A 26,886-nucleotide genomic window follows, 5' to 3' on the forward strand; every position below is an offset into this window, starting at 1 on the left:
GCAATGTTTATTTGGTAATGTAGTTAAGGGCGAAATGCAATTAAATTCTTTAGGTCATATTGCCTTCAACTGCTGGCAAACAATACCCGATCATTTTCCCCACATTGAATTAGATACCTTTGTAGTCATGCCTAACCATCTACACGGCATCTTAATCATCACCGATAAACCTGTAGGGGCACAACATTGTTCTGCCCTCAATCAACATCTTGACTGCAACACAGAACAATTCGGTAAACCTGTACCTGGTTCTATTTCTACAGTTACTCGCAGCTATAAAGGCGTTGTCAGCAAACGCATTAATATAATTTGGCAGACCAAAGGACAATCAATCTGGCAACACAATTTTTATGAACACATTGGAAGAGAGCAAAAATCTGTAGATGATATCCAACAATATATTTTAAATAATCCCCAACGTTGGGCAGATGATCCAGAAAACCCGCAACGTAATTCTGATCATCAAGATTTCCTGTTTGATATCTCTTTTTGATTTAAAATCGTGTGTTATGTCATAAATATGAATTCGGGTTGGGATGCAACACGTGGTAGGGGCACAACAATGTTGTGCCCCGACAATGACTCGGATGTTATAAACTGGAACTACGTTGTAAGCACTCAATGATGGCACAAATCACGTTTAAGGTTGAAGCATTTTGGGATTCAGACGCAGAAGTTTGGGTAGCAACTAGTGATGACGTACCTGGATTAGTAACAGAAGCTTCTACGATTGAGGTTCTGACGCAAAAGCTGCGAGAAATAATTCCAGAACTTATTATGTATAATCATTCTGGAACAAGCACTCGATACAATTAGCCAAGCCCCACTAGAGCAGCAATAGATGCTACTAGAATTTCGATAGGAGCTAAACAACAATGCTACGAACCATTGAAGGAATTTATAAAAATGGCAAAATCGAACTAGCCCAAACGCCACAAGGTATTATTGAAAGCAAAGTCTTAGTTACTTTCTTAGAAACAAAACTCATGACTTGGCCAGAAACGATTATGCAACATCAAGGTGTAGTAGAAAGTATTATTTTTGAGTCATACCGAGACGAACTGCTACCACCTAACGAAATCCAGTTGTAATGATGGGTTCTTTACTCGATACCTGCGTAATTAGTGATTTTGTCAAGGGAGAAGAAAATACTCTCAACCTATTAAAGTCTACTACTCCCACAGATATTTTTATTTCCTCCTTAACAGTAATGGAGGTAAAGTATGGATTAGCAATCAATCCCCAACGTGCCTGGAAAATTCAATCATTGATTGAAGAATTATTAGGTTCGATTACAATTTTACCTTTTGGTGTGGAAGAAGCAGAACTTGCTGCCCAGATTAGAAGTATTTTGAAAACAACAGGTACTCCTATCGGTTCTTATGATGTACTGATTGCAGCAACAGCACTAACTCACAATCATATTGTTGTAACATCTAATGTTCGAGAATTTCAAAGAGTACCTAGCTTGCAAATAGAGAATTGGCGTTCTTCTTAAATTAGTTATTAATGTATTGGAAATGGGGCTTTAGACTATTAATTGTATTCTTGGGGCTGTGGCTACTGTTGGATTTGGGTTCCCGTCTGGGAGCAGAGATTTTTTGGTTTCAAGAAGTCGGCTATCTCCAAGTATTTATGTTGAGGCTGCTGACTCGTGGTATTTTGTGGGTAGTCGTGGCTGGAATAACTGCTGCCTATCTACTGCTAAACCTGGCTTTGGCACAACAGCTAAAATATTCCCAGTCTCTAAAGATTGAGCCAGCAGAACTCAACAGTGAATTCACAAATTTTCTCAGTCCTAATTATCTAAGACGCAACGAAACCCGGATACTTGGGCCGCAAGGCTTTCAAGCATTAAAATTACACTGGTTATTACCCTTAACTCTGGTACTGAGCTTGTTGATTGGGTTAATGCTGGCTCACTATGGTCAAATTGCTCTTTTCTACTGGCATTCTCCAGTTAATCAGGCTATTCTACCCATTCCCGCTCTATTTAGACCGGAGACAATCTGGCAACTTTTGAGGCAGATTGTCTCTCAAGTCTGGTATCTCGGTTTAATTGGGGGAGTAGCGATCGCCATCTTAATCTATCCTCAATTTTTACTGACTGCGATCGCAATTCTCTCCAGTCCCATTTTTGCCTTCATCATATTCCGACACTGGCCAAAGGTGCTGCAATATTTCCACCCCACCCTTTTCAACAGCACTGAGCCTTTATTTGGTCGAGATATCAGCTTTTTCGTATTTTCCTTACCCTTTTGGGAACTACTAGAACTGTGGCTGATGGGATTATGTTTGTATGGCTTCGTCGCCGTTACCCTCACTTATCTCTTGTCGGCGGATAGTTTGAGTCAGGGAATTTTCCCTGGTTTTTCGCCCCAGCAGCAGCGTCATTTATTCGGTATGGGTGGCTTGTTGATGCTGGTAGTAGCTTTGAGTTATGGGCTAAGTCGCTATGAACTCGTGTATTCTAGCCGTGGTGTGAGTTATGGTGCTAGCTATACCGATGTCACAGCCCAGTTGCCAGCTTACACCATCTTGGGCATTGTGGCAGTAGCGATCGCCTTTTATCTACTTTGGCGAACGTTTTTCTGGAAACCCAAATCTCAGTATCGTCGCTTTGTATTTTACGGGTTAGGGGTTTATCTAATATTAGTTGCAGCTGCTGATGTTGTTTTACCTACTGTGGTGCAATATTTAATTGTCCAACCTAATGAGTTGCAACGAGAGCAACCCTACATTCAGCGGACTATTGCCTTAACTCGTCAAGCATTCGATTTAGAGGCGATCGATTCTAGAAGCTTCAACCCGCAAGGAACACTGACTGAAGCTGATATTCAAAAGAATGACTCGACAATTCGGAATATTCGCCTGTGGGATGAGCGACCACTGTTAGAAACTAACCGTCAACTGCAACAAATTCGCCCGTATTATCAGTTCCCCGATGCCGATATTGATCGATATACTCTCAAAACAGATGAAACTTCACCTCGACCACCTGCCCCCCAAAAGCCGCCAGTAACGCAGCAGGAAGCAGTTGAATCAACAGAACGGCGGCAGGTACTGATTGCCGCACGAGAATTAGATTACAGCGCCGTACCACAGGAAGCTCAAACATGGGTTAATCGCCATTTAATTTATACCCACGGTTTCGGGTTTACTGTTAGTCCAGTTAATACAGTTGGGCCGGGTGGGCTACCAGAATATTTTGTTAAAGATATTAGCGGTAATAGTAGCGCTCTCACAACTTCCAGTGAAGCCGTTCGTCAAAGTATTCCGATTGGGCAACCCCGGATTTATTACGGTGAAATCACCAATACTTATGTAATGACTGGCACAAAAGTTAGAGAGCTAGACTATCCTAGCGGTAGTGATAATGTTTACAACTCTTACGAGGGTCTAGGTGGTGTTGAAATCGGTTCAGCATGGCGACGGTGGCTATTTGCGATGTATTTGAAAGATTGGCAGATGGTGCTAACGCGGGACTTTTTGCCAGATACAAGAGTGCTACTGCGACGAAATGTCAAGGAAAGAATTCAAGCGATCGCACCCTTCCTGAAATTTGACAGCGACCCCTATTTAGTTGCTGCTGCGGCTAATCAAGATTTTCCAAGTAATCCCAGTTATCTTTATTGGATTGTTGATGCTTACACAACGAGCGATCGCTATCCCTACTCAGACACTGGTAGCGATGGTATCAATTACATTCGCAATTCTATCAAAGTAGTGATTGATGCCTATCATGGCACTGTGAAGTTTTACATTGCCGATCAAAGCGATCCAATCATTGCCACTTGGTCAGCGATATTTCCCAATATGTTTAAACCGCTCAGTACAATGCCAGTCAATCTCCGCAGTCATACCCGATATCCGGTGGACTTTTTCAAACTTCAATCTGAGCGGTTGATGATCTATCACATGACCGACCCTCAAGTATTTTACAACCGGGAAGACCAGTGGCAAATTCCGAATGAAATCTATGGTAGTGAACCCCGTCCAGTAGATCCGTATTATTTGATTACTAGTCTACCCACTGTAGACTTTGAAGAATTTATTCTGCTTCTACCCTATACTCCCAAACAACGGACTAATTTAATTGCTTGGTTAGCGGCGCGATCGGATGGCAAAAACTACGGTAAGTTGGTGTTATATGTCTTTCCTAAAGAACGCCTGATTTACGGAACAGAGCAAATTGAGGCGCGAATTAACCAAGACCCAGTAATTTCTCAGCAAATTTCCTTGTGGAATCGCCAGGGTTCGAGAGCTATTCAAGGCAATCTACTAGTAATTCCCATTGAGCAATCGCTGCTGTATGTCGAGCCAATCTATCTAGAAGCCACACAGAACAGTCTGCCAACCTTGGTACGGGTAGTAGTGGCTTACGAAAACCGGATTGTCATGGCGCAAACCTTAGAACAAGCATTGCAGGGAATCTTTAAACCAGAAGTTACACCAGCCCCGGCGATTATCCGTCCCTTTGAAGAAGCAGCCCCGCCAGGTTAAGCGATTTTAAGACTAAAAAGTTATTCACCACTGATGAGCTAGAAAATTTATTATGTCTTTTTTAGATCGGAGAAGTCGATTTTTCAGTAAGTTTAATCGCCGAGATTTAAGAACTAGCCAGTTAAGTTGGCTGATTATATCTGGCATCTTTTTATTTTTAGGAACTACTGGTGGTGTGGTGCAAGTTAAAACAGCACAGAAGTCAGGGTTCACACTACAACTTTTACATACTTCCGACCAAGAAGCAGGTGTCCCTGCGCTGAAGGATGCACCCAACTTTTCAGCGGTGTTGAATGCACTCAAAAATCAGGATACTAATCGTGATGGTAAACCTGATTATCCTAATACCTTAATCCTTTCATCTGGAGATGCTTATATTCCCAGTCCCTTCTTATTTGCCAGTGACACAGCTTTTGGTGGTCAGGGACGGGGAGATATTTTAATTCTAAATGCTCTTGGGTTTGGTGCGATCGCCTTTGGTAATCACGAATTTGACTTAGGTACGGGTGTTGTTGCCGACTTACTCCGTGCTAAAGAAGATTACCCAGGTACAAAATTTCCCTATCTCAGCACAAATCTAGACTTTAGCACTGATAAAGACCTGGCAAAATTAGTTACTGCTGATGGACAAGAGGCAAGTAAAATTCCGAATAAAATTGCCCGCAGCACTATCATTACCGTCAATGGTGAAAAAATTGCTGTGGTTGGGGCGACAACTCCCACACTGCGGACTATTTCTTCTCCCGGTGGTGTGACTGTGTTGCCTAAAGAATTTAATGACCGTGATGCCGCAGATATCACCGCTTTGGCTGCTGAAATTCAAACTTCTGTTGATTCACTCCTGACAAAAAATCCAGAGATTAATAAAGTCATTTTATTGGCACACATGCAGCAAATTGCCATTGAGCAAAAGCTAGCAACATTACTCAAGGGAGTAGATATTATTATTGCTGGTGGTTCCAATACCTTACTAGCCGACAAAACAGACCGTCTGCGAGTGGGTGATAAATCTGCTGGAACTTATCCAATTATTAAAAAAGCCGCAGATGGTAATCCGATAGCTGTAGTTAATACCGATGGTAACTATCGCTATGTTGGTCGTCTAGTAGTTAACTTTGATGCCAATGGAGTGATTATTCCTAAAAGTATTGACCCCAAAATCAGCGGTGCTTATGCGACTGATTCCCAAGGTGTAGCAGCTGTGGGTGGGAAACCCGATGCCAAAATTGTCGCGATTACAGAAGCACTCAAAAAAGTAATTATTGCCCAAGATGGTCAGATTTTTGGGAAAACCAACGTTTTCCTTAACGGCTGGCGGGGTGATGTCCGCACCCAAGAAACCAATTTCGGGAATTTGACAGCCGAAGCTAATTTAGCGATCGCCAAACGATACGATCCTAAAACTGTCATTTCTATTAAAAATGGTGGTGGTATCCGTGACAATATCGGTATATATACTTTTCCTCCAGGTTCGACTCGTTCACAGGATGTTATCAAACTACCACCCCAAGCAAATCCTGTAGCAGGCAAGAAAGAAAAAGAAATTTCCCAACTTGATATCACCAATGCTTTACGGTTTAACAATAGCTTGACTTTAGTTACTTTGAATGCTGAAGAACTACTAGCAATAATTGAACACAGTGTAGCAGGTATAGCACCGGGTGCTACCCCCGGTAGTTTTCCCCAAGTGGCGGGATTAGCCTTTAGCTTTGACCCAAATATGCCAGCAGGTAAGCGTGTTAAATCCCTGGCTATCAAAGATGGAAAAGGCAAAATTATTGATGTAGTAGTGAAAAATGCAGAGTTAGTGGGTGACTCTAATCGCATCTTCCGCACTGTCACCTTAAACTTCCTAGCAAGTGGTGGTGATGGCTATCCTTTTCCGAAAACAGAACAGGTTAATTTGATATCAAAAGATGCTAAACGCACAGGTTTAGCTACCTTTGCTGCTGATGGTTCTGAACAAGATGCATTAGCAGAATATCTAGCTACTAACTTTAAGCAGATTCCATTTGCTCAGGAAGATGTACCAGCTAGCAAAGATACTCGCATTCAAAATCTGAAGTTGCGTAAAGATGTGGTATTTTGAATCAATGGTCAGAATTCCAGTAATTGATTTCACTAATTTTACTAAGGGCAACGCAATAAATCGACAAGCTGTCATCAAACAAATCTATGAAGCTTGTCATGAAATTGGCTTCGTGTACTTACAAAATTCTGGAATATCAAAAGACTTAATCAAGGAAGTATTCGCTCACAGCAAATCTTTCTTCAATTTACCTTTAGAAGTTAAGCAAAAACAAGCTTGGAGTGATGAATTTAATAATATGGGTTACGTTGGGATTGAGAGAGAACGTCTTGACCCCAATAAACCAGGCGACTTAAAAGAGGCGTTTAATGTAAACAAACAAGCGGCTATGGGGATAGATGCTTCTATTGTCACCTTTTATGATAGTTGTACAGAATTTGCTAACACGATATTACAAGCTTATGCGTTGGCGTTGGAATTGCCAGAAGATTTTTTTACTATCAGACATAATCAACAAAATCATACCTTGCGACTATTACACTATCCCCCATCGCAGACACCAGCGAAACCCGGACAAGTGCGTGCTGGTGAGCATTCCGATTATGGCAGTATTACCTTACTTTTCCAAGATAACATTGGCGGGTTAGAAGTACAGACAGCATCTGGAGAGTGGATTGCCGCGCCTGCAATTCCTAATACTGTCATAGTCAATACTGGCGATTTAATGCAACGATGGACAAATCATCTGTTTTGCTCAACCAAGCATCGAGTAATGATTCCCAGTGATAATAGGGTAAATCAGTCTCGGTATTCTATGGCTTTTTTCTGTCATCCTAATGATGATACAGAAGTTACTTGTTTGGAGAGTTGCCAGAAAGAACAATTGCCTATCTATCCTCCTATCCTTGCGGGAGAATATCTTTTACAACGTTTACAAGCAACATATTAGATGAAAACCTACGACTGGATTGTGGTTGGCGGTGGAATTACGGGTGCTACACTTGCTTATGAACTGGCTAAAACTGGCTTTTGTGTACTTTTGTTGGAGCAAGACAGCAGACCACAGAATGCAACTCGCTATAGTTATGGTGGGCTGGCCTATTGGTCGGGTACTACACCACTAACTCAGCGATTGTGCGAAGAAGCGATCGCACGTTACCATATTCTATCTCAAGAGTTAGACGCTGATATCCAATTTCGGGAATTAGATTTATTACTGACTATTTCAGCCCATAGCGACCCAGAAGCAACTGCTGCATCATATAATCAGTTTGCCATTCCACCGCGTTTACTCGATATCCAAGAAGCTTGTGAGTTGGAACCGCTGCTAAATCGAGAGGTGATATCTGGTGCTTTAACTGTCAAACACGGTCATATTCATCCAGAAAAAACAGCACAAGCTTACATCCAAGCCTTTGAGCGTGCTGGGGGTGAAATGCAGATTACCCAAGTATTGCAAGTATTGCAAGATGGTGTACAAACGACCAGTGCAACTTTCCACAGCGCTAACGTTGTCATCTGTGCGGGTGGACTCAGCCGCCAGCTTCTCAAATCTGCTGGTGTTTCCATTAAGCTGTATTTTACCCACGAAGAAATCATTGAAACCCCACCCGTTGATGTCAGGTTACGCACCTTAGTTATGCCAGCCAATCCGCAACGGTTTCAACTAGAAGCTGAATCTACTCAAGTTGATGAATTATGGGATGAACTTGGTAATGAGTTACTACTGCCAATTTTAGATGTGGGTGTGATTCAGTTTCAAGATGGTAGTATCCGCATCGGTCAAATTAGCCGTGCGATCGCAGATCCTCATGCCAAGGTAAACTCAGACGTAAGCGAAAAATGGTTGCGGAAAAGTGTTGGTCAAATTTTACCAGCATTGGAGAATTTACCAGGGACTTGGTATCATTGCTTAGTGGCATTCAGTAGCAATCAACTCCCCTTAATTGGTGCTATCCCAGGTTTTAAAGGCGTTCATGTTTTCTCTGGGTTTAGCAATCCTCTAGTACTTATACCACCTTTGGCAAAGCGCTTTGCTAATTTTGCAACTGGCAAGGAAGATGAAATTATTACAAAAATACTAATCTAAGAACTGATTCGTAAAGAAAATCTTAAGGATACCCAATTCATTGCTGGGTATGACTTTCAGAGAATCAACGCTTGATTGGCTCAAATTCCTAAAACCCTGACGAGACAAAGACTTTACTCTAGTTTACAAATTATATCATGTCCGCATAATTAGTTATGATTCCCCTAGTCATTACACCTCACCCCTTAATCCCCTCCCCGCAAGCGGGGAGGGGAGACGAAGCCTAGCTTTGGCGGGGTGGGGTGATTCGGGTTTAATAAGTATCAAGCGGACATGATATTAGCTCTTAGCGTTGATTGGTACTCCTACCCGTCCACCCAAACCTCGCGGAAAGTCTCCAGGCTGGACTCCAGGAAAAACTCGCCTACGCAAAAACCGATATCCTAATCGTCAAAAAAACAGCAACAGCACCCTAGAAAGAACCATCTGTTGCAGTCTAATATCAAAGATTGTTCATACTTTCGGTAAGTCTCTGATTAACTCAGCCCTGCTAGTTAGTTTTGCATTGCTTAGTCTAAACTCCAGTCATTAACCCGTCTCTACTATGTGGTGCTTGTTCAGCAGGTACCTAGCTTACCCTTCAGAAAGGCAGCTATCATGCCCAAAGCCGCCTCAGCTGCGTTCAGCGTTCCGACGTTCCCCGGGAAGACGTGCGTGTTAAACTAAGCGATTCCCTCACGAGAACCGCTCGTCTTCAAAACCGTGCTTGATACTTTCGCATCACACGGCTCCTCAGTAATAAGGCTCTTGTCATAAGTACCTCTGTTACCCGATTTAGCGGGATTAGGCTTGGCACTGTTGCAGCCAGATTTTGTGCCGAGACTACCATCACTAGCGGTCTTTTTATCGTGGCAATGTCGGTGAAGTAGTTGTAAGTTTTTATATTCATTCTTTCCGCCTTTCGACTTAGGAATGTTATGGTCAACTTCCATCACTGATGATTCTGTAAAATATAGTCCGCAGTGGGCGCATTTTCCTTTTTATCGCTTCAAGAGTGTTGCCACATCTTTAGGGACTTCGGGGTTTTTGCCCATTCTTGAACTCCAGTAAACTAGGTTGCCATCATAGGGACTAGCATCGCCTTTAACTTTCACATGACGCACGATTCCCGTGGCGCTATGCTTTTGTAACCGCAAGGGGTTTTTCCTTTCTTGCCTGGTTGCGAATACCCAGTTATCATTGCCTATGGTTTGCCAATATTTGTTGGCTATCCATACCCCTGTTTTATTCGGGTGGCGTCTTTGTGCCCAGCTTTTTAGCTTCTTGTACACTTTATTCCCCAGTTCGGAGTATATCTCCTTGCTGGTGACAGTGCGGTAATAGTTAGCCCATCCTCTGATTATTGGATTTAAGTGGGTTATCAGCGCAGCCTGTGGGGCTGTTTTATGCTGCTCTATTACCTCAGAAATACTGTCATAGTGTAGCTTTAGCTTCTGGTTGCTGGGTTTGATGAGCGTCTTGAATCCAAGTGGTTTCCCATGAGAATTACAACCCGTGTTATATTTCCCTACTGGGTACTGCCTGATATAAAACCCCAGGAAGTTAAACCCTGCGTCTTGCCCATCATGTTTATTCAATGTGTGGGCTAGGCGCGTTTTACTTGGTTTCAATTCAAGTCCAATGCCGTTTAACCACTCAGCAATTACTTGTTTACACCTTTGGACAACGGTTAAATCTTCGTGCAGTATCACGAAGTCGTCGGCGTACCGGATTAGGCTTAAAGAATGGCGGTGCCCGTTCAAGTAGCTGGCGCTCGCCATTGACAGCACCTCCCTCGTCAACAGTGGATCGTCGTCTGCGTGATCCTGTAAACTCAGTCCTGTCAAGGCCAGATGCGTCCAGGGTGACATCACAACGGCAGCGGATGGGGCGACGCCACCGCGTGCAAGAGCATCGGATTGTGCGACTGACAACAGGACGAGAGCAAGACTGCCACCGGCTGAGTCTCCGACGATCGCGATTTTCTGGGCGCCCTGTTCGACGAGTCCGCGATAAGCCGCCTTCGCATCGTCCAAGGCGGTTGGGAAGCGGTGTTCCGGCGCGAGCCTGTAGTCTGCGACGAACGCGGATGCGCTCGTACGCGCGGCGACCTGACCGGCGAGATGCCGATACGGGTGCGCCGAACCTAGCACATAGGCTCCTCCGTGAAGATGAAGGATAGCGACGCCCGGACGTGGGTTCTGCGGGTGGCACCAAACGCCTGGCACACCCCCGACTACACCTTGCTCGTAGCTTACACCCGGCGCGTCCGGGGTTTTCTCCTGGATCTCGTCGAAGGCACCGCGAGCAGCCGATCCACTCAGCTTGCCTTTGGAGGGAGCAACCTCCGTCCGCATCGCAGCCGAGATCCACCATCCTTTTCGGCAAGCGGATGGTGGATCTCGGCTGCATAAGCATTGCTGTGTTCAAGCTTCTCATTGTCGGACTGCATCTTTTGTCTCCATTGCTTGGTAACAATTCGTTCGGGTACCGCTTGGCAGTTTGCGCTCTTTTTACCAGTGAAGACGGGCTAACGAACCCAAGCTCAGCGACGGCGACTGACAACACAAGGACCGACAAACGAATGGCACTAAGATAAAAGCAAATCCATTATTTATAAGGATGAGCGGGTGTAGGATGTCAGGTGTTGGGTGTAGTGACGTTCACGCCAGCGTTACGTAGCAAAGAAGTTTATTAATCTTCACACTTGTTTCTAATTTTCTTGATTTTTTCCTACACCCACTCAGCCACCCCCAACACCCAGCCCTGACGAGGTTTCACCTTTACAAAAGTGCCATTCGGCCCACAAACAGAGAAAGCCCGATCGCCAGCCTCCGTTCGCTGGAGCGCATTGTTAGGCGGTGCGATTAGACGGACTTCTTTGCGAATGCAGGATACGGCGCGAGCGGCAATATCTGGTAGTCAGCGTAATCAACCTTGATCAGCGGAAAGCTGTCGATCATCTTTTGCAGATGCTCCGGTGACTCCGCTTCAAAGAGAACGGCTGCGCCGCGATTTTTCGTGTCCAGTGCCCACACTTGACGCAGACCTCCCTCCGCGTAAAGGACTTGCGCTTGCGCCTGCTCTTCGAGTTCCTGTTTCTGGAAGTCAGAGGGCATTCCATCGCTCTCGAATTTCTGTTTGGGTGTGAAGATAACAAGATATTGCATATAAAACCTCTATTTAGCTTACTTGGTTGTAAAAACCGGACAGGAAAGGAGGCATACGGCGTGGTCAAGCAGACACCGAAGCCTCAACCAACACGCTGCTGACCCAAAAAGAGAGCGTGTCCGAAGAGTTCTTAGCTATTTGCGATCGTAACGGCTTGATGGAGGTATTCGTTAGTGTCAAGCTGGGCAAGCATGAAGTCAGCCAAGTCGGCACGGGTAATTTTATGGGCCTTCTCGCCCGTTTCGACATCGAAAACTCGAACGTTCCCCTTTGCAGGGTCGTCGTTGAGGAGGGCTGGGCGAAGAATCACCCAGTCCAGACCGCTCGACTCGACAGCGGACTCCATTGCCGCTTTGTCCTTGTCAGCGCCGCGCAAAAAGGTCGCAACCAGTAAACGCTCATAAAAGGGGGTATTCGCCTCACTATCCCCTTCGCCAATCATTGAAGTTACCACCAGACGGCGCACACCGTTTCGCTGCATGGAAGCGATAATTGTGTTGGCGGCGCTCGATTCGAGCGTAGTTGCCTTGTAAGGGGTTTTGCCGCCAATCGTGTCAAGAACAGCGTCTTGACCGAGGACTGCTGCGTCCATTGCGACACTGTCGGTGGCGTCACCTTCGATGACGCGAACGTCTGAAACCTCGTATTCATCGGCTTTGTGAACGAAGGCCGTGACCTGGTGGCCAGCGGCCACAGCCTGCTCGACTACAGCTCTACCGGTCTTGCCGGCGGCTCCTATGACTAAGACTTTCATGTTTTAACTCTCCTATGTAACGCTTAGTGGGTTTTCTGGTCAGAGAAATGCGGCCTTATCGGGACTTCTCTGCAAATGCAGGATCTGGGGCGAGAGGGAAGACCTGGGTATTAGAGTAGTCAGCCTCGATCAGTGGAAAGCTGTCGATTATCTCTTGCATATGCTTCGGTGACTCCGCTTCAAAGAGAACGGCTGCGCCATGATCCCTCTTGCCCAGCACCCACGATTGCCGCAGAAGTCCCTGCATGTAGAGATCTTTCGCTCGCGCCTCTTCCTTGAGTAACAATTGCGGGAAGTCAGAGGGCATTTCATCGCTTCCGAATTTCTGTTTGGGTGTGAAGATAACAAGATATTGCATATAAAACCTCTATTTAGCTTGCTTGGAAACTCCGATCGAATCAGAGGTTCAAAGGGTAACACGGACGGTGTTTTTCAAACAGGCTTTCATTTCGGTGGCGACTGAGTGTCCGCTGGGATGCTCAAAACAATGTGAACCCACCGTGGTATTTTTCGTTCAAGGTTTGATTTCATAACGTGCGATTGCTTCGATTTAAAGTTTTCTCTGTACTTGACATCTCCTAGTATGATTAATCAACTTGTATAGATAAAGGTGGTTTTTATGAATTGATTGTTTGTAATATTGGACAATAGCAGAGTGCAGATACTCTCATCGCAGGGAGTGCAGGTTATGGACGATTTGAATGCTGTTTTAGTATTTCTCAAAGTCGCGGAACTGGGAGGATTTGTCGCAGCAGCACGATCGCTGGACTTGCCTAAATCTACCGTCAGTGTGAAAGTCAATGAGCTCGAGCAACGGCTAAAAGTCCGATTATTTCATCGCACCACGCGGCGGGTTTCTTTAACTGAAGAAGGACGGCTGTATTACGAAAACTGTTTACCCATTCTCGATGCGTTACATGACGGTGATGATGCGATCGCTAGCTTACAGGGGCATCCGCAGGGTATTATGCGAGTGACAGCCACCGTGTTGTTTGTGCAGTCTATTATCGCACCCAATTTGCCGGAGTTTCTGCTGACCTACCCCGATATTCAAGTGATTCTCCATGCAACGACTGAATACAAAGATATTGTGAAAGAAGGATACGATCTAGCGATTCGGATTGGGGAATTGCACGATTCATCCCTGATCGTGCGACGGATTAGCACAGATCGCATGAAACTCTTTGCCAGCGCGATCTATCTCAAAACCGCTGGCGAACCAACAGCAATTGCTGATTTGACCAGTCATGCGCTGCTTTGTATGGCTCATCGTCAGAACAATGTGACCTGGACATTGCACAATGAACAGCAGGAAACAGTAACGCTCTCCTTTCGTCCACGACTACTCAGCAATGACGTTGCCCCCATTTATCAAGCAATCGTAGCTGGAGTAGGAATTGGGCTGCTGCCGGAATTTCTGTTTCAGCAGAAGTTACAGGGTGGGGATATAGTAAACGTCTTGCCTCAATGGTCACTGGCTCCAGTCCCAATTAACGCACTTTATCCTAGCCGAAAATATATTCTCACGAAAGTCAAGGTCTTTCTAGAGTTCCTTGAGCAAAAGATGCGCGAAGGGACTTCCAGAAAATAAACTATACAGAAAATTAAAATCATAATTTCTTACTTCTTTGAATAAGTCTTTATACTCTGCACAATATCCATCTACGAGCGCAACTGTTGGGTAGGCATCTCTTGCCAAATGTCTCAGGATTTGTAATTCTACATCCATTGCCCTACTTACCTTGTAGAGTTTCATCTTTGGATTCTTTTATTTATAATATTCGGAACGTGACAGAAGAAGGATATGTGGTGCACTGATTTTAATTCAATCTCATACTTGGTTAATTGACAATAGTGCATCTTGTCTGTCTAAATAAATAATTAGAGTTCGCCTAATTTTCAGTAGAGGAACAGCAGCAATGTCTTCCATTGAGGACAACAAAATAATTGCTCAACGGTGGATTGAACTTATTAGCGAGCATAAGATCGAAGAAATTTGCGAGATAACCGCCCCGACTTGGAAAATGCACGGTGGTTTACCAGGGCTTCCCCTTGGCCCTGAAGGGGTATGCAAACTCTTTGGTTCATTTGGGCCTATCAAACAGAAATGGACAATTGAAGACGTAATCGCTGAAGGTGACAAAGTTGTTGTGCGCGCGACTAATACCTGCATCCAGGAGAGTTTTCTTGGCATACCAGGTCGTGGCCGTCAACAGACATTCACTGCTACGTTCATTCATTATATTGCCGACGGAAAGATAATTGAAACCTGGCGAAACGCTGATGATCTTGGACGGGTTCTTCAGCTTGGGGCACGCATTGAACCAGGAGTATCTGAGTAATAGCAGTGTAGGTGGAATATTTTAACCTGACTTAATGATTAAAACTATTGTTGTATTAACCAGGTATCTATTCAGCATCGACAATAATTTTGCACAAAGATAGCAGTTTTTAACTGTCTAGAATCGAAGATGTTCGTGGAAGAGAAAGGTTATGTTCTTCCATAACGTATTGCATAGATATGAGAATCTTTATAAAGTTAACAAAGCTTAATCTTAAATAGTTTGTTTTTTATTACAAAAACAAACTATTTTGTATAAGGCGTCACTTTTTACTAGTAAACTATGGCACTAATATCACACTTTAAAGATTGATATTGTCAGCTTTCTATAAGTGGGCTGATTCCTCAAGAAGAAAATTCATAAAAAGATGAGAAGACAATTTAACCGACGCAAGTTTATAATTTACGGTTCTTTAACTTTTGGAAGCAGCTTTTTTTTGAAAGCTTGCGCGAACAATTCTCCAACTGCTACACAGAGTCCAGTTGCGCCTCCTGCTGCTTCACCAGCGGCGGCTACTGCTAGTGACACCATAAAAGTAGGTATTTTGCACTCTCTGAGTGGTACGATGTCTATTAGTGAAAAAAGCGTTGTTGATGCTGAAAAATTAGCAATCAAAGAAATTAACGCAGCTGGTGGTGTTTTAGGTAAACAAATTGAAGCAATTACCGAAGATGGCGCTTCTAACTGGGATACTTTTAGAGAAAAAGCAACCAAGCTAATCGATCAAGATAAAGTCGCTGTAGTTTTTGGTTGTTGGACTTCTGCTAGCCGCAAGAACGTTAAGCCCGTATTTGAGAGCAAAAACCACATGCTCTGGTATCCTGTACAATACGAAGGTCAAGAATGTTCTAAAAATATTTTCTATACTGGCGCTGCGCCAAATCAACAAATTGAACCATCTGTTGATTGGCTGTTAAAAAATAAGGGCAAAGAATTCTTCTTAGTTGGCTCTGATTACGTTTTTCCTCGGACTGCTAACACAATTATTAAAGCTCAACTAGAAGCTTTAGGCGGAAAAACAGTTGGCGAAGATTATTTACCTCTTGGTAACACAGAAGTTACACCAATCATCACTAAAATCAAGCAAAATTTGCCCAATGGTGGCGTGATTTATAACACCTTAAATGGTGATAGCAACGTTGCTTTCTTCAAACAATTAAAAGGTGCTGGATTGACAGCAGAAAGATATCCTTCCATGTCTGTCAGTATTGCCGAAGAAGAAGTCAAAGCAATTGGCGTAGAGTATCTCAAAGGTCACTATGCAGCTTGGAACTATTTTCAAACAGTAGACACACCTGCTAATAAGAAATTTGTCGCAGCTTTTAAGAAAGAATACGGTGAAAACCGGGTAACAAATGACCCAATGGAAGCAGCATACATTGCAGTTTATTTGTGGAAGCAAGCAGTACAAAAAGCTGGTACTACAGACATAGCGAAAGTAAGTGCTGCGGCTTATGGTCAAACCATAGATGCACCTGAAGGTAAAGTGACAATGGATGCTAATCATCACATATCTAAAATTGTGCGAATTGGTCAAGTAAGGCTAGATGGTTTGTTTGATATTGTCTATGCTACTCCTACACCAGTTGAGCCAGTTCCTTGGAATCAATTTGTGAAAGAAACTAAGGGATTTACTTGTGATTGGAGTGACCCTGCTAAGGGTGGTAAGTACAAGAAAGTTTAAATTATTAGTCATTAGTCATTAGTCATTAGTTATTGGTCAAAAATAAATAACCAAGGACAAAGGACTGATGACTAAAAAAAGCTGATAGCTGTTGGAGGGAAAGTGTTAGCAGGATTCTTAGAAGCTGTATTTAATGGTATTAGTATTGGCGCGGTATTATTAATTGCTGCATTGGGGCTGGCGATTATATTTGGATTGATGGGTGTCATCAATATGGCGCATGGTGAATTGATGATGTTTGGCGCTTATACAACTTATGTTGTGCAAAATGTTTGCAAACAATTGGGTGGGCTGTGGTTTGAAGTCTATATATTTTTGGCTTTGATTATTGCATTTATATTCACGGCTGCTGTGGGATTAATTTTAGAAAAAGGTGTGATTCGTTATCTCTATGGACGCCCATTAGAAACTCTCTTGGCAACTTGGGGAGTAAGTTTAATTTTTCAGCAGTTTGTTCGCAGTGTAAATTGGGTATTGATAATTGGTATAGGCTTATTTTCTCTGCTGTTTTTTGGAGGTTTATGGATTTTAAATTCTCGCACTGATTTAGGAAGAGTTCGTAACTGGATTGTAGCGGTAATATTTTTATTATCGCTAGGGGTGACAATCACAACGGGCAATTTATTGAGTCAAACTTATCAGTTAGCAGTAACTCAACCTTGGTTTGGCGCTCAAAATGTAGATGTAACAGCACCGACTTGGTTACAAGCAGGGATATCTTTAGGTGGTGTGCAATTACCCTTTGCCAGATTATTTATTATTGCTTTAACAATAATCTGTGTGGCGGGAATTTACTTATTTTTACAACGTTCTAGCTGGGGTTTAAGAATTCGGGCGGTGACGCAAAACCGAAGTATGAGTGCTTGTTTGGGTATCCCAACTCAAAAGGTGGATGCGATTACTTTTGCACTGGGTTCTGGTTTAGCTGGTGTGGCGGGATGTGCGATTAGTTTGCTTGGTTCTGTAGGGCCAAATACGGGACAAAACTATATTATTGATACTTTTATGGTGGTTGTCGTTGGAGGTGTGGGGAATTTAGCCGGGACGATTGTGGCGGCGTTGGGTATTGGTACGGCTAATTTTTTAATTGGTTCCGGAACTCTGGCTTTGTTGTTGACTCCTGTTAAACCTTTGGCAGATTTGTTTACTTTTTTTGCGACGACGAGTATGGCGAAGGTGATGGTATTTGCGCTGATTATTGTGTTTTTGCAGTGGAAGCCTGGAGGGATTTTTCCGCAGAAGGGACGTACTGTTGATGTTTAAACCGCCAAGACACTGAGGGCACAGAGAATGAGAAAGAAGGGGGGATTATTAATCGAAGTTGGGGTGGCGATCGCGATCGCACTCTTCCTGATTATCATTATGCCACTGCTGCTTACGGAGTTTCGCCTGAATTTGTTGGGGCGATTTTTGTCGCTGGCGATCGCAGCTTTAGGTATTGATTTGATTTGGGGGTATACTGGTTTATTAAGTTTGGGACATGGTATTTTCTTTGGTTTGGGTGGATATGCGATCGCAATGTACCTGAAACTGCAAGTCCCTACTGGAGAATTGCCTGATTTCATGGGTCTTTATGGAGTTACGGAACTTCCTGCATTTTGGCAACCTTTTTATTCTTTTCCTTTGACAATAGCTTTGGTGGTACTAATTCCAGGGTTATTGGCGGGATTGTTGGGATATTTGGTTTTCCGAAATCGTCTCAAGGGTGTTTATTTTTCTATCTTGACTCAAGCTGGAACTATTGTATTTTTCAACTTTTTTAACGGTCAGCAAAAACTTTTCAACGGTACGAACGGACTGATAGATTTTACAACCTTGTTTGGAGCAACGGTCAGCGATGCCAAAACGCAGTTTGTTTTCTACACGCTGACGGTAGTGTTTCTCGCAATCACCTACGGGATTTGTCGCTGGTTGACAACTGGACGCTTTGGGAGGTTGTTGATAGCGATTCGTGATGATGAAAGTCGGGTAAGATTTTCTGGCTATGACCCTACAGATTTTAAGGTGGTGGTGTTTGCAGTTTCTGGTGCGATCGCAGGTATAGCAGGAGCATTTTACACCATTCAAAGTGGTTCTGTATCACCCAGAGCAATGGATATTGCTTTTTCGATTGAAATGGTGATTTGGGTAGCTGTCGGCGGACGCGCTACTTTAATTGGGGCGATTGTCGGAACTTTGTTAGTAAATTATGCCCGCACTTTTTTAAGCGAACAATTTGCCGAAATCTGGCTATTTTTCCAAGGCGCACTATTTTTGATAGTCGTCACAGTCCTTCCTGACGGCATAGTGGGATGGTTGCGTAGTCAGAATATTTCTCTTTTCCACCGTCGTCAAGAAATTGCTACATATCCCACCTTGGAAGAAGACCCTGAAGTGCAACATGAACGCGAAAATATTGGAAACTGAAAACGTAACTGTTAGTTTTGACGGTTTTAAGGCTTTAAATCAGCTTAATTTTAGCATGGATGTGGGTGAGTTACGAGTAGTAATTGGCCCTAATGGTGCGGGAAAGACGACGTTTTTGGATGTAATTACCGGGAAAGTTCAGCCAACCGTGGGGCGAGTTTTATTCAAAGGAAGAAATCTGCGTTCTTTACCTGAATATAAAATTGCCCGATTAGGAATTGGGCGCAAGTTTCAAACACCCCGAATTTACCTGAACTTAACGCCCCGTGAAAATTTAGAAATTACCAGTAACAAGAAGAAAAATGTCTTTTCTACTTTGTTTGAACATTCTAATGCTGTTGAAAAGAATAATATTAAAGGATTATTAGAAACCATCAGTTTAACACCGAAAGCCGATATCAGAGCAGGTTTACTTTCTCACGGAGAAAAGCAGCGTTTAGAAATTGGGATGTTAGTAGCACAGTCTCCAGATTTATTACTCGTTGATGAACCCGTTGCGGGTTTAACAGATGAAGAAACTTACAACATCGGCGAATTACTTTTAGCATTAGCGCAGAGTCATTCAATTTTAGTAATTGAACATGATATGGAATTTGTGCGTCAAATTGCCAAAAAAGTAACAGTATTACATGAAGGTTCTGTGCTGTGCGAAGGTAATTTTGAGGAAGTACAAAATGACTCTCGTGTGATTGAAGTATATTTAGGAAAACAGGAAGAATGAAAAACTCAATTGCACTTTCTATTCACCTGCTGATTCTGGTCTGTTTGCACTGTTAAACACCTGCTCTACTGTTAGCGTCCAATCAGCAATTACTAATGATTCCATGCAAGTCGCACCTGTAAATACCTTATCCTCATACTGTCCTTCTACCCACTGGCAAATCGTAATTTGTTGCATCTGTGCATCAACAATCCAATACTCCAATATTTCCCTAGCGGCATACTCCGTCCGCTTGTAGCGATAATCACGAACACGGTTTGCTGTTCCCGGAGAAACAATTTCAATCACTAGCACAGGCGGCGGCATATCACGGGTGAGGGTAGCACGAGTAGCACCGATAAGAGCAGCATAAGATTCTTCTGTATGAACCATTAAGTCAGGTAAACGACATCTCGCACGTCGCCCTGCCACCTCAATTTCTGTATCCTTGTAAGCAACTAAATAAAATGGGAAATGTTTTAGTAGTTCAACGAATAAAAATCTTCCCAGATTGCTATTTTCCTGACTTTCTGGTGGTATCTCGACTAGTTCTCCATCCACCAACTCATAGCGCGTGTCTGTACCATCGTCATAGGTAAGATACTCTTCAAAGGTCAGCAGTTTTTGGGTTTTCGTCGTTTGGGTCATTTGCTTTGGCTAGCATCTATTATGAAGTATGAGCTATATATTCCAGTTAGCTAAACAGTCAGTAATTATATACGCACTTTTTGTAGTATGATAGCATACATAAAAATTGGTTTATGCCGTGTAACCATGCAATATATTCTTTTCGATACATGTATTTGGTTAGATTTTTTAGCTCCAAAACCAGAATCACGTTCTTTGTTGAAGAGTATTCTATCTGGTCTTAACCAAAATAAATTAAAAATACTGCTTTCTAATGTGACTGTTGAAGAGTACAGTCGTCATCAAGATACTATTGTTGGCAAATACACAGACTCGTTAACAAGTCACCTCAAGAATGCCAAAAAGATTCAAGATTATCTTAATCTTTCGGAGCGTTCAACTTTTCTGTTTCTTCTAGAGAAAGCTAATGAAAAGATAAAGTCAGATGGTAAAGAAGCTGTAAAAACGCTAGGCATAATCGAAAGTATTTTTGGTCATAAAAACACTATAAGATTGTCTAGTTCTATTGAAATATTAACGAATGCTGCTCAAATTGCTCTTGACAAAAAAGCTCCTTGCCATAAAAACAAAAATTCAGTTGCAGATACTGTGATCTATCTTCAATTCGATAGCTGGGTTAAAGAAACTGAATCAATTGACAATAAAGATTATTTCCATTTTGTAACAGCCAACCACACAGATTTTTCTTCAAGTAAGGACAATCGTGATCCTCATGAAAATCTCATCATTTTTTCCAAAAATAATGTCTATTACCACATAGATCCTTATAAAGCATTAGAGAAAATAGAACTTGAAGATATTCCTCCAGATGAATTTGATATTTTTGAAAGCGGTTTACGAATGATCCGATATGCTTCATCGCCTTGCATTAGTGCAGAGGGACATATTTTCAATGACAACGAAGGGCGATGGTTTCATTCTCAGTTTGGTGGCGGTCTCTCTTGGCATTTGGTTTGTGCAAGATGTGGAGCATTGCTAGACACAGGGGATTTCTTTGATTAATTGAAATGCTTTTAACATTGCCTTCCAGCAGCCTAACAATGCCCATGCACCCGCACCCGACCGAGTATTTGTGGAAAAAAGCTATAATTGCCCTAGCTTTAGTTGAAATCGTTTATTCTTATGAGCCAACTGCTAACACTGGAATTAAGTGATGATGTCTATGCAGCTTTGCAGCAGCAAGCTGATGCCATCGGGCTTTCGGTAGCAGAATTGATTGTGACATCTCTTGATGGGCAGCATGGTCTTCTGACTGGTGCAAAGCTACAACCAGAAGTTCAGCCAGAAGAAGCACGTCAACGGTTACTTAGTTATGCAGGTGCAATTAGCTTGGGTTATGCCACAGGTATAGATAACGAAAGCATTGATGCTGACTTGGCAAAAGCTTACACCAATGACTTTTAAGCATTGGAATGTAGATTATGCTGCTTGATACGTCAGGATTGCTCTGCTTTCTCCATAAAGATGAGCCACAACATGAAAGGGCAGTTGAACTGATTGCTACTACAAGCAGAACTCGGCTTACGCACAACTATGTTCTAGCAGAATTAGTGGCTCTAGCATTGGTTCGAGGCTTTTCCCGTTCAATTGTACTGTCATACAGCCTTGAACTGATCAACAATTCAAACGTTCAAATTGTATGGGTTGATGAGCCGCTACATCAAGAAGCAATAGATTTATTGTTAGCAAGACAGGATAAAACCTATTCATTATGTGATGCTGTAAGCTTTGTGTTGATGCGTAGGCAAGGAATTATGGAGGCATTAACAACTGATAAACACTTTGAGCAAGAAGGTTTTACTCGTTTGTTGCGGTCAGCAGGCTAACACTGCGCTGCACCTCTGTATGAAATTTTCATCTCTATATCTTCCATAGCAATTTCTAATGTCTGGCGATCAAATGGAAAATTTTGGACATCCCAATTGTGATAAAAAGCTTGCTTCAGCCAGAGGTAGAAACACCTTTGAGATTTTAGATTGTTCAATCCAAAATCTCAAATCCAAAATCCAAAATGGTATTATCTCATTTTCTATGCAGTTTTCCCATTCTTATCTGATGCTTGTTCTGCAATATTTTTTAAGCGGCTCGATCTCATTTTGCGGATGCGATCGCTATTGCGAACACCACCCGCCATTTCATATTCAGCGCTGTCTTTGCCGTACTTGATCGCAACCACCATTAACATTTTCTCAGAAAGCTGCCTCAAGTTTTTTTCCATCTCTTCAACTTCTGTTAAAGAAGAGTCAACTATAGCCAGAGCGCTATTATGAACATCAAGTTTGTTACGTAACTGTTCGATTGACTCAATCAGTTTTTCTAAAGTATAATCTTCATCAAATTTAATGCTTGGAACAATGGATTTCATTCCAGATGCTCTTAATTCAGCTTTTTCTAGAATGCGGGATGTACGTTTTTGACGAGACATAATATTTGCTCTTATAAGATACTTCTAGAGCTAGCTTGCCTCAATTAAACCCGATTCCGGTTCAGCATAAATCGCAATTTCCGATCATAAAATTTTTAGCTTATACCAGTAATATCTCGGTATATAATCACTCATATAGGAAGGCAAGAGGCAAAAGGTAGGAAACACGAGAGTAGTGACTACAGACTTGAGAGTAGTGACTACAGACTTGAGAGTAGTGACTACAGACTTGAGAGTAATCGCTACACACTTGAGAGTAATCGCTACACACTTGAGAGTAGTCGCTACACACTTGAGAGTAATCGCTACAGACTTGAGAGTAATCGCTACAGACTTGAGAGTAATCGCTACACACTTGAGAGTAGCCGCTACACACTTGAGAGTAGCCGCTACAGACTTGAGAGTAGTCGCTACAGACTTACAGCTTTTTTTAGGTAAATAGACCACATGGTAGGGGCGCAAGTCCTTGCACTCCTACTTTGCATTGGCTTGGCAACATTTTATCAGAGGTTGTTTAGCTAAACTCTCTAAATCTACGGATTTAAGCAAATTCATCCACTCCACCGCTAGAGTTGGATCTTCAGGTTTGCTAAGACGTAATTCAGCCAAAGTAGTCAAAGCATCGTACCAAATACCATTCTGGGCATAAAGGTTTACCCGTTGCTGAGGAGTTGCTTGCTTCAAGCTATCTACTAATTTAGGATTTAGATTGGCCCGTTGCACCCATCCTTCTACATACTCCTGTTCTACGGGTTGTTGTGGATTGCAAATGACTTTTACCTTCAAAAACCAGTGATACATCTTGTCTACTTGCAATGGGGGAGTATTTGCGCTTAAGGGAATGCTAATAATTCCTGGTACTTCTGGTATTGTTACTATTGTTCGGTAAAGAGTTTGACTTGGTTTATTTGACTCATCTTTGAGAACAAACTCGATGGAATCAATTGTAGATTTTTTATAGGGGACAAAAAACCAAAAAGTTGGATATTCCTCATTCGTCAAACCCCAAACTTTAGTAACAGAAACAGCTTCTGTTTGTCCTTGTTTGAGCCTCTCTTCGTATATAGGTACAAGTGCAATAACAGACTGATTACTAACACCACAACCACGACTTGCAGCACCTCCACGATTGCCTGCTGCACCCCTGTCTGGAGGAGGCGGAGGAGGCGAAAATTTCTGAGGAATGGCCGCAGCTGGTGTCATCGAAATCATTGGAGAGTAGCTGATAATTCCCAACAAAGTCATTCCGAATGCAGCGATTACTTGTATTTGTTGCCAATAAATTTTCATAAAATTTTCTAACTCTTGCTTGCTGAACAGCGATTTTCATGCTTCAAATTGGCGTTATTATTAATTTTTAAATTTTATGTTTAAGTAAGTTGTAGCTATTAAACTATTAACTACTAAAGCCAACATAGCAGGAATGAGGGGAACCCAACAACTATATACAATTAAAAATATAAAACAGCTAACGTATAAACTGATAATGGCTATTCCTCCTGCCAAGCTTAAGTAAATGAATCGGTGCAGATAAGCAGTAAACAAACCGCCTAAAAAAGACCAACCCCAAACCCAAATTACCTCACCCCAAAGCGGCCAAGTCCACAACAGAGGTTTTCCGTCCAAAGCAGCACTGAGCAGTTGACTGATCATCTGGGCTTGTAAAAAGACTCCTGGTATTGCCTGTAATTTGCCTTGAGGAGTGGTGTAGGGAGTTAACGAGTAATCACGAAAAGTTTCTGCTGTTGTGCCAATAATTACTATTTTGTCTTTGACTGCATTGGCATTTAGCTTACCCGTTAGCACTTGTTGTAAGGTCATACTTGGTGCGTTGGCGAAGCCTACCGAAGGTATCGCTTCTGGTGAGGGAGAAGAACGATAATTTAATAAAATTTGGTGTCCAAAAGCATCAACTCCTTGATAACCTCCGGTATGAGCTTCTATTGGTTTAAATGTCACCTTCCCTAATTGCCACGCGCCATCAGAGGTAAACTGCAACTGAATTCCCTTCGTATACAGGTAATGCAGCGCCAGTTGAACGCTTAGGGCATAGGGCGCAGTACAAGCAGATGAGGGCGAAGGAGTTAACGCTAACAGATGGCGACGCACGACATTATCTGAATCTACGGCAATATCGCTAAAACCGAGATTCTGTGAAGAAAGTTCTGGGGGTGGTTTTACACCTGGTTTTCCGGCTTGAGAATCGCTGAGTTGACACACCCCCACAAAGCGATCGCTTTTTCGCATCCTTTCTGCTAATGCTGGATAATTCTTATCCACTGGATAATCTCGGTATATATCCAAACCAATAACTTGTGGTTGATATGCCTCTAATTTTTCTAACAGTTGGGCAAGTGATTTGTCTGACAACGAACCTTGAGGTTTTTCCGGTTTTTGCGCCTGCACATCTTCTTCAGTCACAGTCACAATCAGTAGGCGTGAGTCTGGTTTTTCGGGAGGGCGCAAGCGTAACAGTTGGTCAAACGCACTTAGTTCTAATGGTTGCAGCACACCCAAATACCGTATCCCGATTAATATTCCAGTTACTATTATGCTCGCCAGTAAGATTAATGAGAAGCCAAGCCGATTTGTGATTCCTCTAACAGGCGTGGTTTGAGACAAAGATGTAGGAAGATTGGGTGTATTTCTAAACAATTTCCCCCAATTCAATGGCATCTCAGCCGGATTTTGAAAGATGACAGGCAACCATGTAGCGCAGGGAAATTGGTTTTCTAGTCCCTGTAACCTTTCTCGTGCTTCCCTGACGGCTAAATACAACGAGCCTCCCCGCGCGAAGGCTGACAAAAAATACTTTAAAAACTGCTGCGCCACCCGATCGGGTACAGGCTCTCGCATCACGATAATTTGAGGAATATGTAAATCTGCAAACTCCCATGCCAATCCCAAGCCATCACAGGAATTGAAAATCGCTAGTTGTAGACCTCGTTCTACTGCCTTTTTCAAGGCATACTTTAACTGGCTAATTGTGAGACTTTCTGTTTGATTGATGTAGATTTTTCCTGTTTGATTCGTTTCTTGAGTGGAACTATGTCCGGCGAAAAATAGAATCTGCCAATTCTGCTCCCATAGCTGGTCAGTCAGGTCAAGGCATTGTGGTTCAACTAAAAAAGTAATATCTGTATTGGGTAACAAATTAAGTAGCGCCTGGTCTGCTTTGGTATCAATACCTTGACTGTTACCCAAAATCGCTAAGATTTTTACTTTGTCGGATGTAGTTGCTATGCGGTTAAGGTTGACTTGTTCGTAGGCAGGAGCGCTCAGGGCTATTTCCGCCTGGGGATAGCGTTCTAGCAAATCCCAAAGATGCCAAGGGAATTTCTGTAATCGGAGGTCTTTGGTTTGTAAAAGCATCCGAATATTATCCGCAAGCATGAGTTTTTCTAACAATTTCTCGCGGATAGGACGAAAGGAATCGGAAGCAAGCCAAGTATTAAAACTTACTTTAAATTCTTCACTCACCTGCTGGCAGTATTCTAGGCTGGGGACTTGGTTAAGTTCTTTAGGTAAACCAATCGGACGAGATGGCAACTTTAAATTACGATAAATAGATTGCCAACGGTGATAATCGCGGAGAATTTCCGGGTTGGGGGGAAGTTCGCCTGTGATTTCCACAGTCGGGCGGACATTTTCATCGCCAATCTGTAGAGTCACGGTAAACCCTTGTTCAAAGTTTCCCTCCCCTAACTTTAAGATGATTAACTTGTCCACAGCTAGTTCTCCCTAGATGTTGAGTACACCCGTAGGGGCAGGGCACTGACCATTGGTGTCAACTTAAGCCGAAACACATGTCCCACATACGTTTTACCCCACCCTAACCCTCCCCTTGGAAAGGGGAGGGAACTCGATTTCCGGCTTCCCCCCTTTGCAAAGTTAGTTAGTAGGCGACAATTCACCAGCCCCTTTAAGAGGGAACTCGATTTCCGGCTTCTCCCCTTTGCAAGGTTAGTTAATGGGCGACAATTCACCAGCCCCTTTAAGAGGGAACTCGATTTCCGGCTTCTCCCCTTTGCAAGGTTAGTTAGTGGGCGACAATTCACCAGCCCTTTTAAGAGGGAACTCGATTTCCGGCTTCCCCCCTTTACAAGGGGGGATTGAGGGGGGTAATTTGACTTGTGTGTACACCGTAGCCCCAAGG

Annotated in this window: 28 protein-coding genes and 1 pseudogene; 17 read left to right on the top strand and 12 right to left on the bottom strand. The window is 42.9% G+C overall.

Annotated features, from left to right (window positions below):
* Positions 1-34 precede the first annotated feature (34 nt).
* The 8 genes from V7L12_RS22150 (at position 35) to V7L12_RS22185 (ending at position 8,621) form a co-directional block, all read left to right on the top strand.
* Positions 35-493: a transposase gene (locus V7L12_RS22150; RefSeq protein WP_442947908.1), complete on the top strand. Its 459-nt coding sequence runs from the start codon at positions 35-37 to the stop codon at positions 491-493.
* Positions 494-621: 128 nt separating this feature from the next.
* Complete coding sequence (locus V7L12_RS22155; RefSeq protein ID WP_442947909.1) at positions 622-816, top strand: DUF1902 domain-containing protein; 195 nt, start codon at positions 622-624, stop codon at positions 814-816.
* A 59-nt stretch (positions 817-875) separates the two neighbouring features.
* The gene (locus V7L12_RS22160) at positions 876-1,091 is read left to right on the top strand and encodes a hypothetical protein (protein WP_335087545.1); all 216 of its coding nucleotides are present in this window, start codon (positions 876-878) and stop codon (positions 1,089-1,091) included.
* A 2-nt stretch (positions 1,092-1,093) separates the two neighbouring features.
* On the top strand, positions 1,094-1,498 hold the full coding sequence (locus tag V7L12_RS22165) for a type II toxin-antitoxin system VapC family toxin (RefSeq protein WP_335087859.1): 405 nt from the start codon (positions 1,094-1,096) through the stop codon (positions 1,496-1,498).
* Between the two features lie 11 nt (positions 1,499-1,509).
* The gene (locus V7L12_RS22170; protein WP_335087547.1) at positions 1,510-4,503 is read left to right on the top strand and encodes a UPF0182 family protein; all 2,994 of its coding nucleotides are present in this window, start codon (positions 1,510-1,512) and stop codon (positions 4,501-4,503) included.
* A 52-nt stretch (positions 4,504-4,555) separates the two neighbouring features.
* The gene (locus tag V7L12_RS22175; protein WP_335087548.1) at positions 4,556-6,592 is read left to right on the top strand and encodes a bifunctional metallophosphatase/5'-nucleotidase; all 2,037 of its coding nucleotides are present in this window, start codon (positions 4,556-4,558) and stop codon (positions 6,590-6,592) included.
* A 4-nt stretch (positions 6,593-6,596) separates the two neighbouring features.
* Positions 6,597-7,481 (top strand): isopenicillin N synthase family dioxygenase, encoded by an 885-nt coding sequence (locus V7L12_RS22180; protein WP_335087860.1) that lies wholly within the window; start codon positions 6,597-6,599, stop codon positions 7,479-7,481.
* A complete protein-coding gene (locus tag V7L12_RS22185; protein ID WP_335087550.1) occupies positions 7,482-8,621 on the top strand; it encodes an NAD(P)/FAD-dependent oxidoreductase in 1,140 nt (379 codons plus the stop codon).
* Positions 8,622-9,315: 694 nt separating this feature from the next.
* On the opposite strand, the gene V7L12_RS22190 is transcribed toward V7L12_RS22185, so the two are convergent.
* The 5 genes from V7L12_RS22190 to V7L12_RS22215 form a co-directional block, all read right to left on the bottom strand.
* Positions 9,316-9,510 carry a hypothetical protein gene (locus V7L12_RS22190; RefSeq protein WP_335087877.1) on the bottom strand — a complete coding sequence of 65 codons (195 nt, stop codon included), beginning with the start codon at positions 9,508-9,510 and terminating at the stop codon, positions 9,316-9,318.
* A gap of 91 nt (positions 9,511-9,601) precedes the next feature.
* Positions 9,602-10,957, bottom strand: coding sequence for an alpha/beta hydrolase fold domain-containing protein (locus V7L12_RS33315; protein ID WP_442947910.1), 1,356 nt, complete (start codon positions 10,955-10,957; stop codon positions 9,602-9,604).
* A 510-nt stretch (positions 10,958-11,467) separates the two neighbouring features.
* Complete coding sequence (locus V7L12_RS22205; protein ID WP_335087552.1) at positions 11,468-11,770, bottom strand: muconolactone Delta-isomerase family protein; 303 nt, start codon at positions 11,768-11,770, stop codon at positions 11,468-11,470.
* A gap of 131 nt (positions 11,771-11,901) precedes the next feature.
* Positions 11,902-12,525 (bottom strand): NAD(P)-dependent oxidoreductase, encoded by a 624-nt coding sequence (locus tag V7L12_RS22210; RefSeq protein WP_335087554.1) that lies wholly within the window; start codon positions 12,523-12,525, stop codon positions 11,902-11,904.
* Between the two features lie 55 nt (positions 12,526-12,580).
* Positions 12,581-12,883 (bottom strand): muconolactone Delta-isomerase family protein, encoded by a 303-nt coding sequence (locus tag V7L12_RS22215; RefSeq protein ID WP_335087556.1) that lies wholly within the window; start codon positions 12,881-12,883, stop codon positions 12,581-12,583.
* 330 nt (positions 12,884-13,213) lie between these two features.
* Between V7L12_RS22215 and V7L12_RS22220 the strand changes: the two genes are divergently transcribed.
* Positions 13,214-14,116, top strand: coding sequence for a LysR family transcriptional regulator (locus V7L12_RS22220; RefSeq protein WP_335087558.1), 903 nt, complete (start codon positions 13,214-13,216; stop codon positions 14,114-14,116).
* Between the two features lie 3 nt (positions 14,117-14,119).
* Here the strand turns inward: V7L12_RS22220 and V7L12_RS22225 are convergent.
* Positions 14,120-14,254: pseudogene (locus tag V7L12_RS22225) on the bottom strand (IS701 family transposase); the annotation flags it as partial.
* A gap of 190 nt (positions 14,255-14,444) precedes the next feature.
* Between V7L12_RS22225 and V7L12_RS22230 the strand changes: the two are divergent.
* The 5 genes from V7L12_RS22230 to urtD all read left to right on the top strand — a co-directional run bounded on the left by V7L12_RS22230 (position 14,445) and on the right by urtD (position 19,678).
* Positions 14,445-14,867 (top strand): ester cyclase, encoded by a 423-nt coding sequence (locus V7L12_RS22230; protein WP_335087560.1) that lies wholly within the window; start codon positions 14,445-14,447, stop codon positions 14,865-14,867.
* A gap of 367 nt (positions 14,868-15,234) precedes the next feature.
* Positions 15,235-16,551, top strand: coding sequence for an urea ABC transporter substrate-binding protein (urtA, locus tag V7L12_RS22235; RefSeq protein ID WP_335087561.1), 1,317 nt, complete (start codon positions 15,235-15,237; stop codon positions 16,549-16,551).
* A 102-nt stretch (positions 16,552-16,653) separates the two neighbouring features.
* Positions 16,654-17,814 (top strand): urea ABC transporter permease subunit UrtB, encoded by a 1,161-nt coding sequence (urtB, locus tag V7L12_RS22240; protein ID WP_335087563.1) that lies wholly within the window; start codon positions 16,654-16,656, stop codon positions 17,812-17,814.
* 27 nt (positions 17,815-17,841) lie between these two features.
* Positions 17,842-18,957: an urea ABC transporter permease subunit UrtC gene (gene urtC, locus V7L12_RS22245; RefSeq protein ID WP_335087565.1), complete on the top strand. Its 1,116-nt coding sequence runs from the start codon at positions 17,842-17,844 to the stop codon at positions 18,955-18,957.
* On the top strand, positions 18,932-19,678 hold the full coding sequence (gene urtD, locus V7L12_RS22250) for an urea ABC transporter ATP-binding protein UrtD (protein WP_335087567.1): 747 nt from the start codon (positions 18,932-18,934) through the stop codon (positions 19,676-19,678). Before urtC ends, urtD begins: the two co-directional genes overlap by 26 nt.
* A gap of 18 nt (positions 19,679-19,696) precedes the next feature.
* On the opposite strand, the gene V7L12_RS22255 is transcribed toward urtD, so the two are convergent.
* On the bottom strand, positions 19,697-20,305 hold the full coding sequence (locus V7L12_RS22255) for a Uma2 family endonuclease (protein ID WP_335087569.1): 609 nt from the start codon (positions 20,303-20,305) through the stop codon (positions 19,697-19,699).
* Positions 20,306-20,392: 87 nt separating this feature from the next.
* Here V7L12_RS22255 and V7L12_RS22260 point away from each other — a divergent pair, with 87 nt between their 5' ends.
* The 3 genes from V7L12_RS22260 to V7L12_RS22270 all read left to right on the top strand — a co-directional run bounded on the left by V7L12_RS22260 (position 20,393) and on the right by V7L12_RS22270 (position 22,131).
* Positions 20,393-21,307: a PIN domain-containing protein gene (locus V7L12_RS22260; RefSeq protein WP_335087570.1), complete on the top strand. Its 915-nt coding sequence runs from the start codon at positions 20,393-20,395 to the stop codon at positions 21,305-21,307.
* A 120-nt stretch (positions 21,308-21,427) separates the two neighbouring features.
* A complete protein-coding gene (locus tag V7L12_RS22265; RefSeq protein ID WP_322691165.1) occupies positions 21,428-21,709 on the top strand; it encodes a hypothetical protein in 282 nt (93 codons plus the stop codon).
* Positions 21,710-21,726: 17 nt separating this feature from the next.
* Positions 21,727-22,131 carry a type II toxin-antitoxin system VapC family toxin gene (locus V7L12_RS22270; RefSeq protein ID WP_109007385.1) on the top strand — a complete coding sequence of 135 codons (405 nt, stop codon included), beginning with the start codon at positions 21,727-21,729 and terminating at the stop codon, positions 22,129-22,131.
* Here V7L12_RS22270 and V7L12_RS22275 read toward each other — a convergent pair.
* From V7L12_RS22275 to V7L12_RS22295, 5 genes are all read right to left on the bottom strand, one after another.
* The gene (locus tag V7L12_RS22275) at positions 22,128-22,289 is read right to left on the bottom strand and encodes a hypothetical protein (protein WP_335087573.1); all 162 of its coding nucleotides are present in this window, start codon (positions 22,287-22,289) and stop codon (positions 22,128-22,130) included. The two genes, V7L12_RS22270 and V7L12_RS22275, sit on opposite strands and share 4 nt — an antisense overlap.
* A 45-nt stretch (positions 22,290-22,334) precedes the next feature.
* The gene (locus V7L12_RS22280; protein ID WP_335087575.1) at positions 22,335-22,730 is read right to left on the bottom strand and encodes a hypothetical protein; all 396 of its coding nucleotides are present in this window, start codon (positions 22,728-22,730) and stop codon (positions 22,335-22,337) included.
* A gap of 84 nt (positions 22,731-22,814) precedes the next feature.
* Positions 22,815-23,192 (bottom strand): hypothetical protein, encoded by a 378-nt coding sequence (locus V7L12_RS22285; RefSeq protein ID WP_335087577.1) that lies wholly within the window; start codon positions 23,190-23,192, stop codon positions 22,815-22,817.
* Positions 23,193-23,204: 12 nt separating this feature from the next.
* On the bottom strand, positions 23,205-24,020 hold the full coding sequence (locus V7L12_RS22290) for a DUF928 domain-containing protein (RefSeq protein ID WP_335087579.1): 816 nt from the start codon (positions 24,018-24,020) through the stop codon (positions 23,205-23,207).
* Positions 24,021-24,080: 60 nt separating this feature from the next.
* Positions 24,081-26,459, bottom strand: a complete 2,379-nt coding sequence (locus tag V7L12_RS22295) for a CHASE2 domain-containing protein (RefSeq protein ID WP_335087580.1) — start codon at positions 26,457-26,459, stop codon at positions 24,081-24,083.
* Between the last annotated feature and the right edge of the window lie 427 nt (positions 26,460-26,886).

The organism is Nostoc sp., assembly GCF_036918245.1.
In the GTDB taxonomy this organism is placed as follows: domain Bacteria; phylum Cyanobacteriota; class Cyanobacteriia; order Cyanobacteriales; family Nostocaceae; genus Nostoc.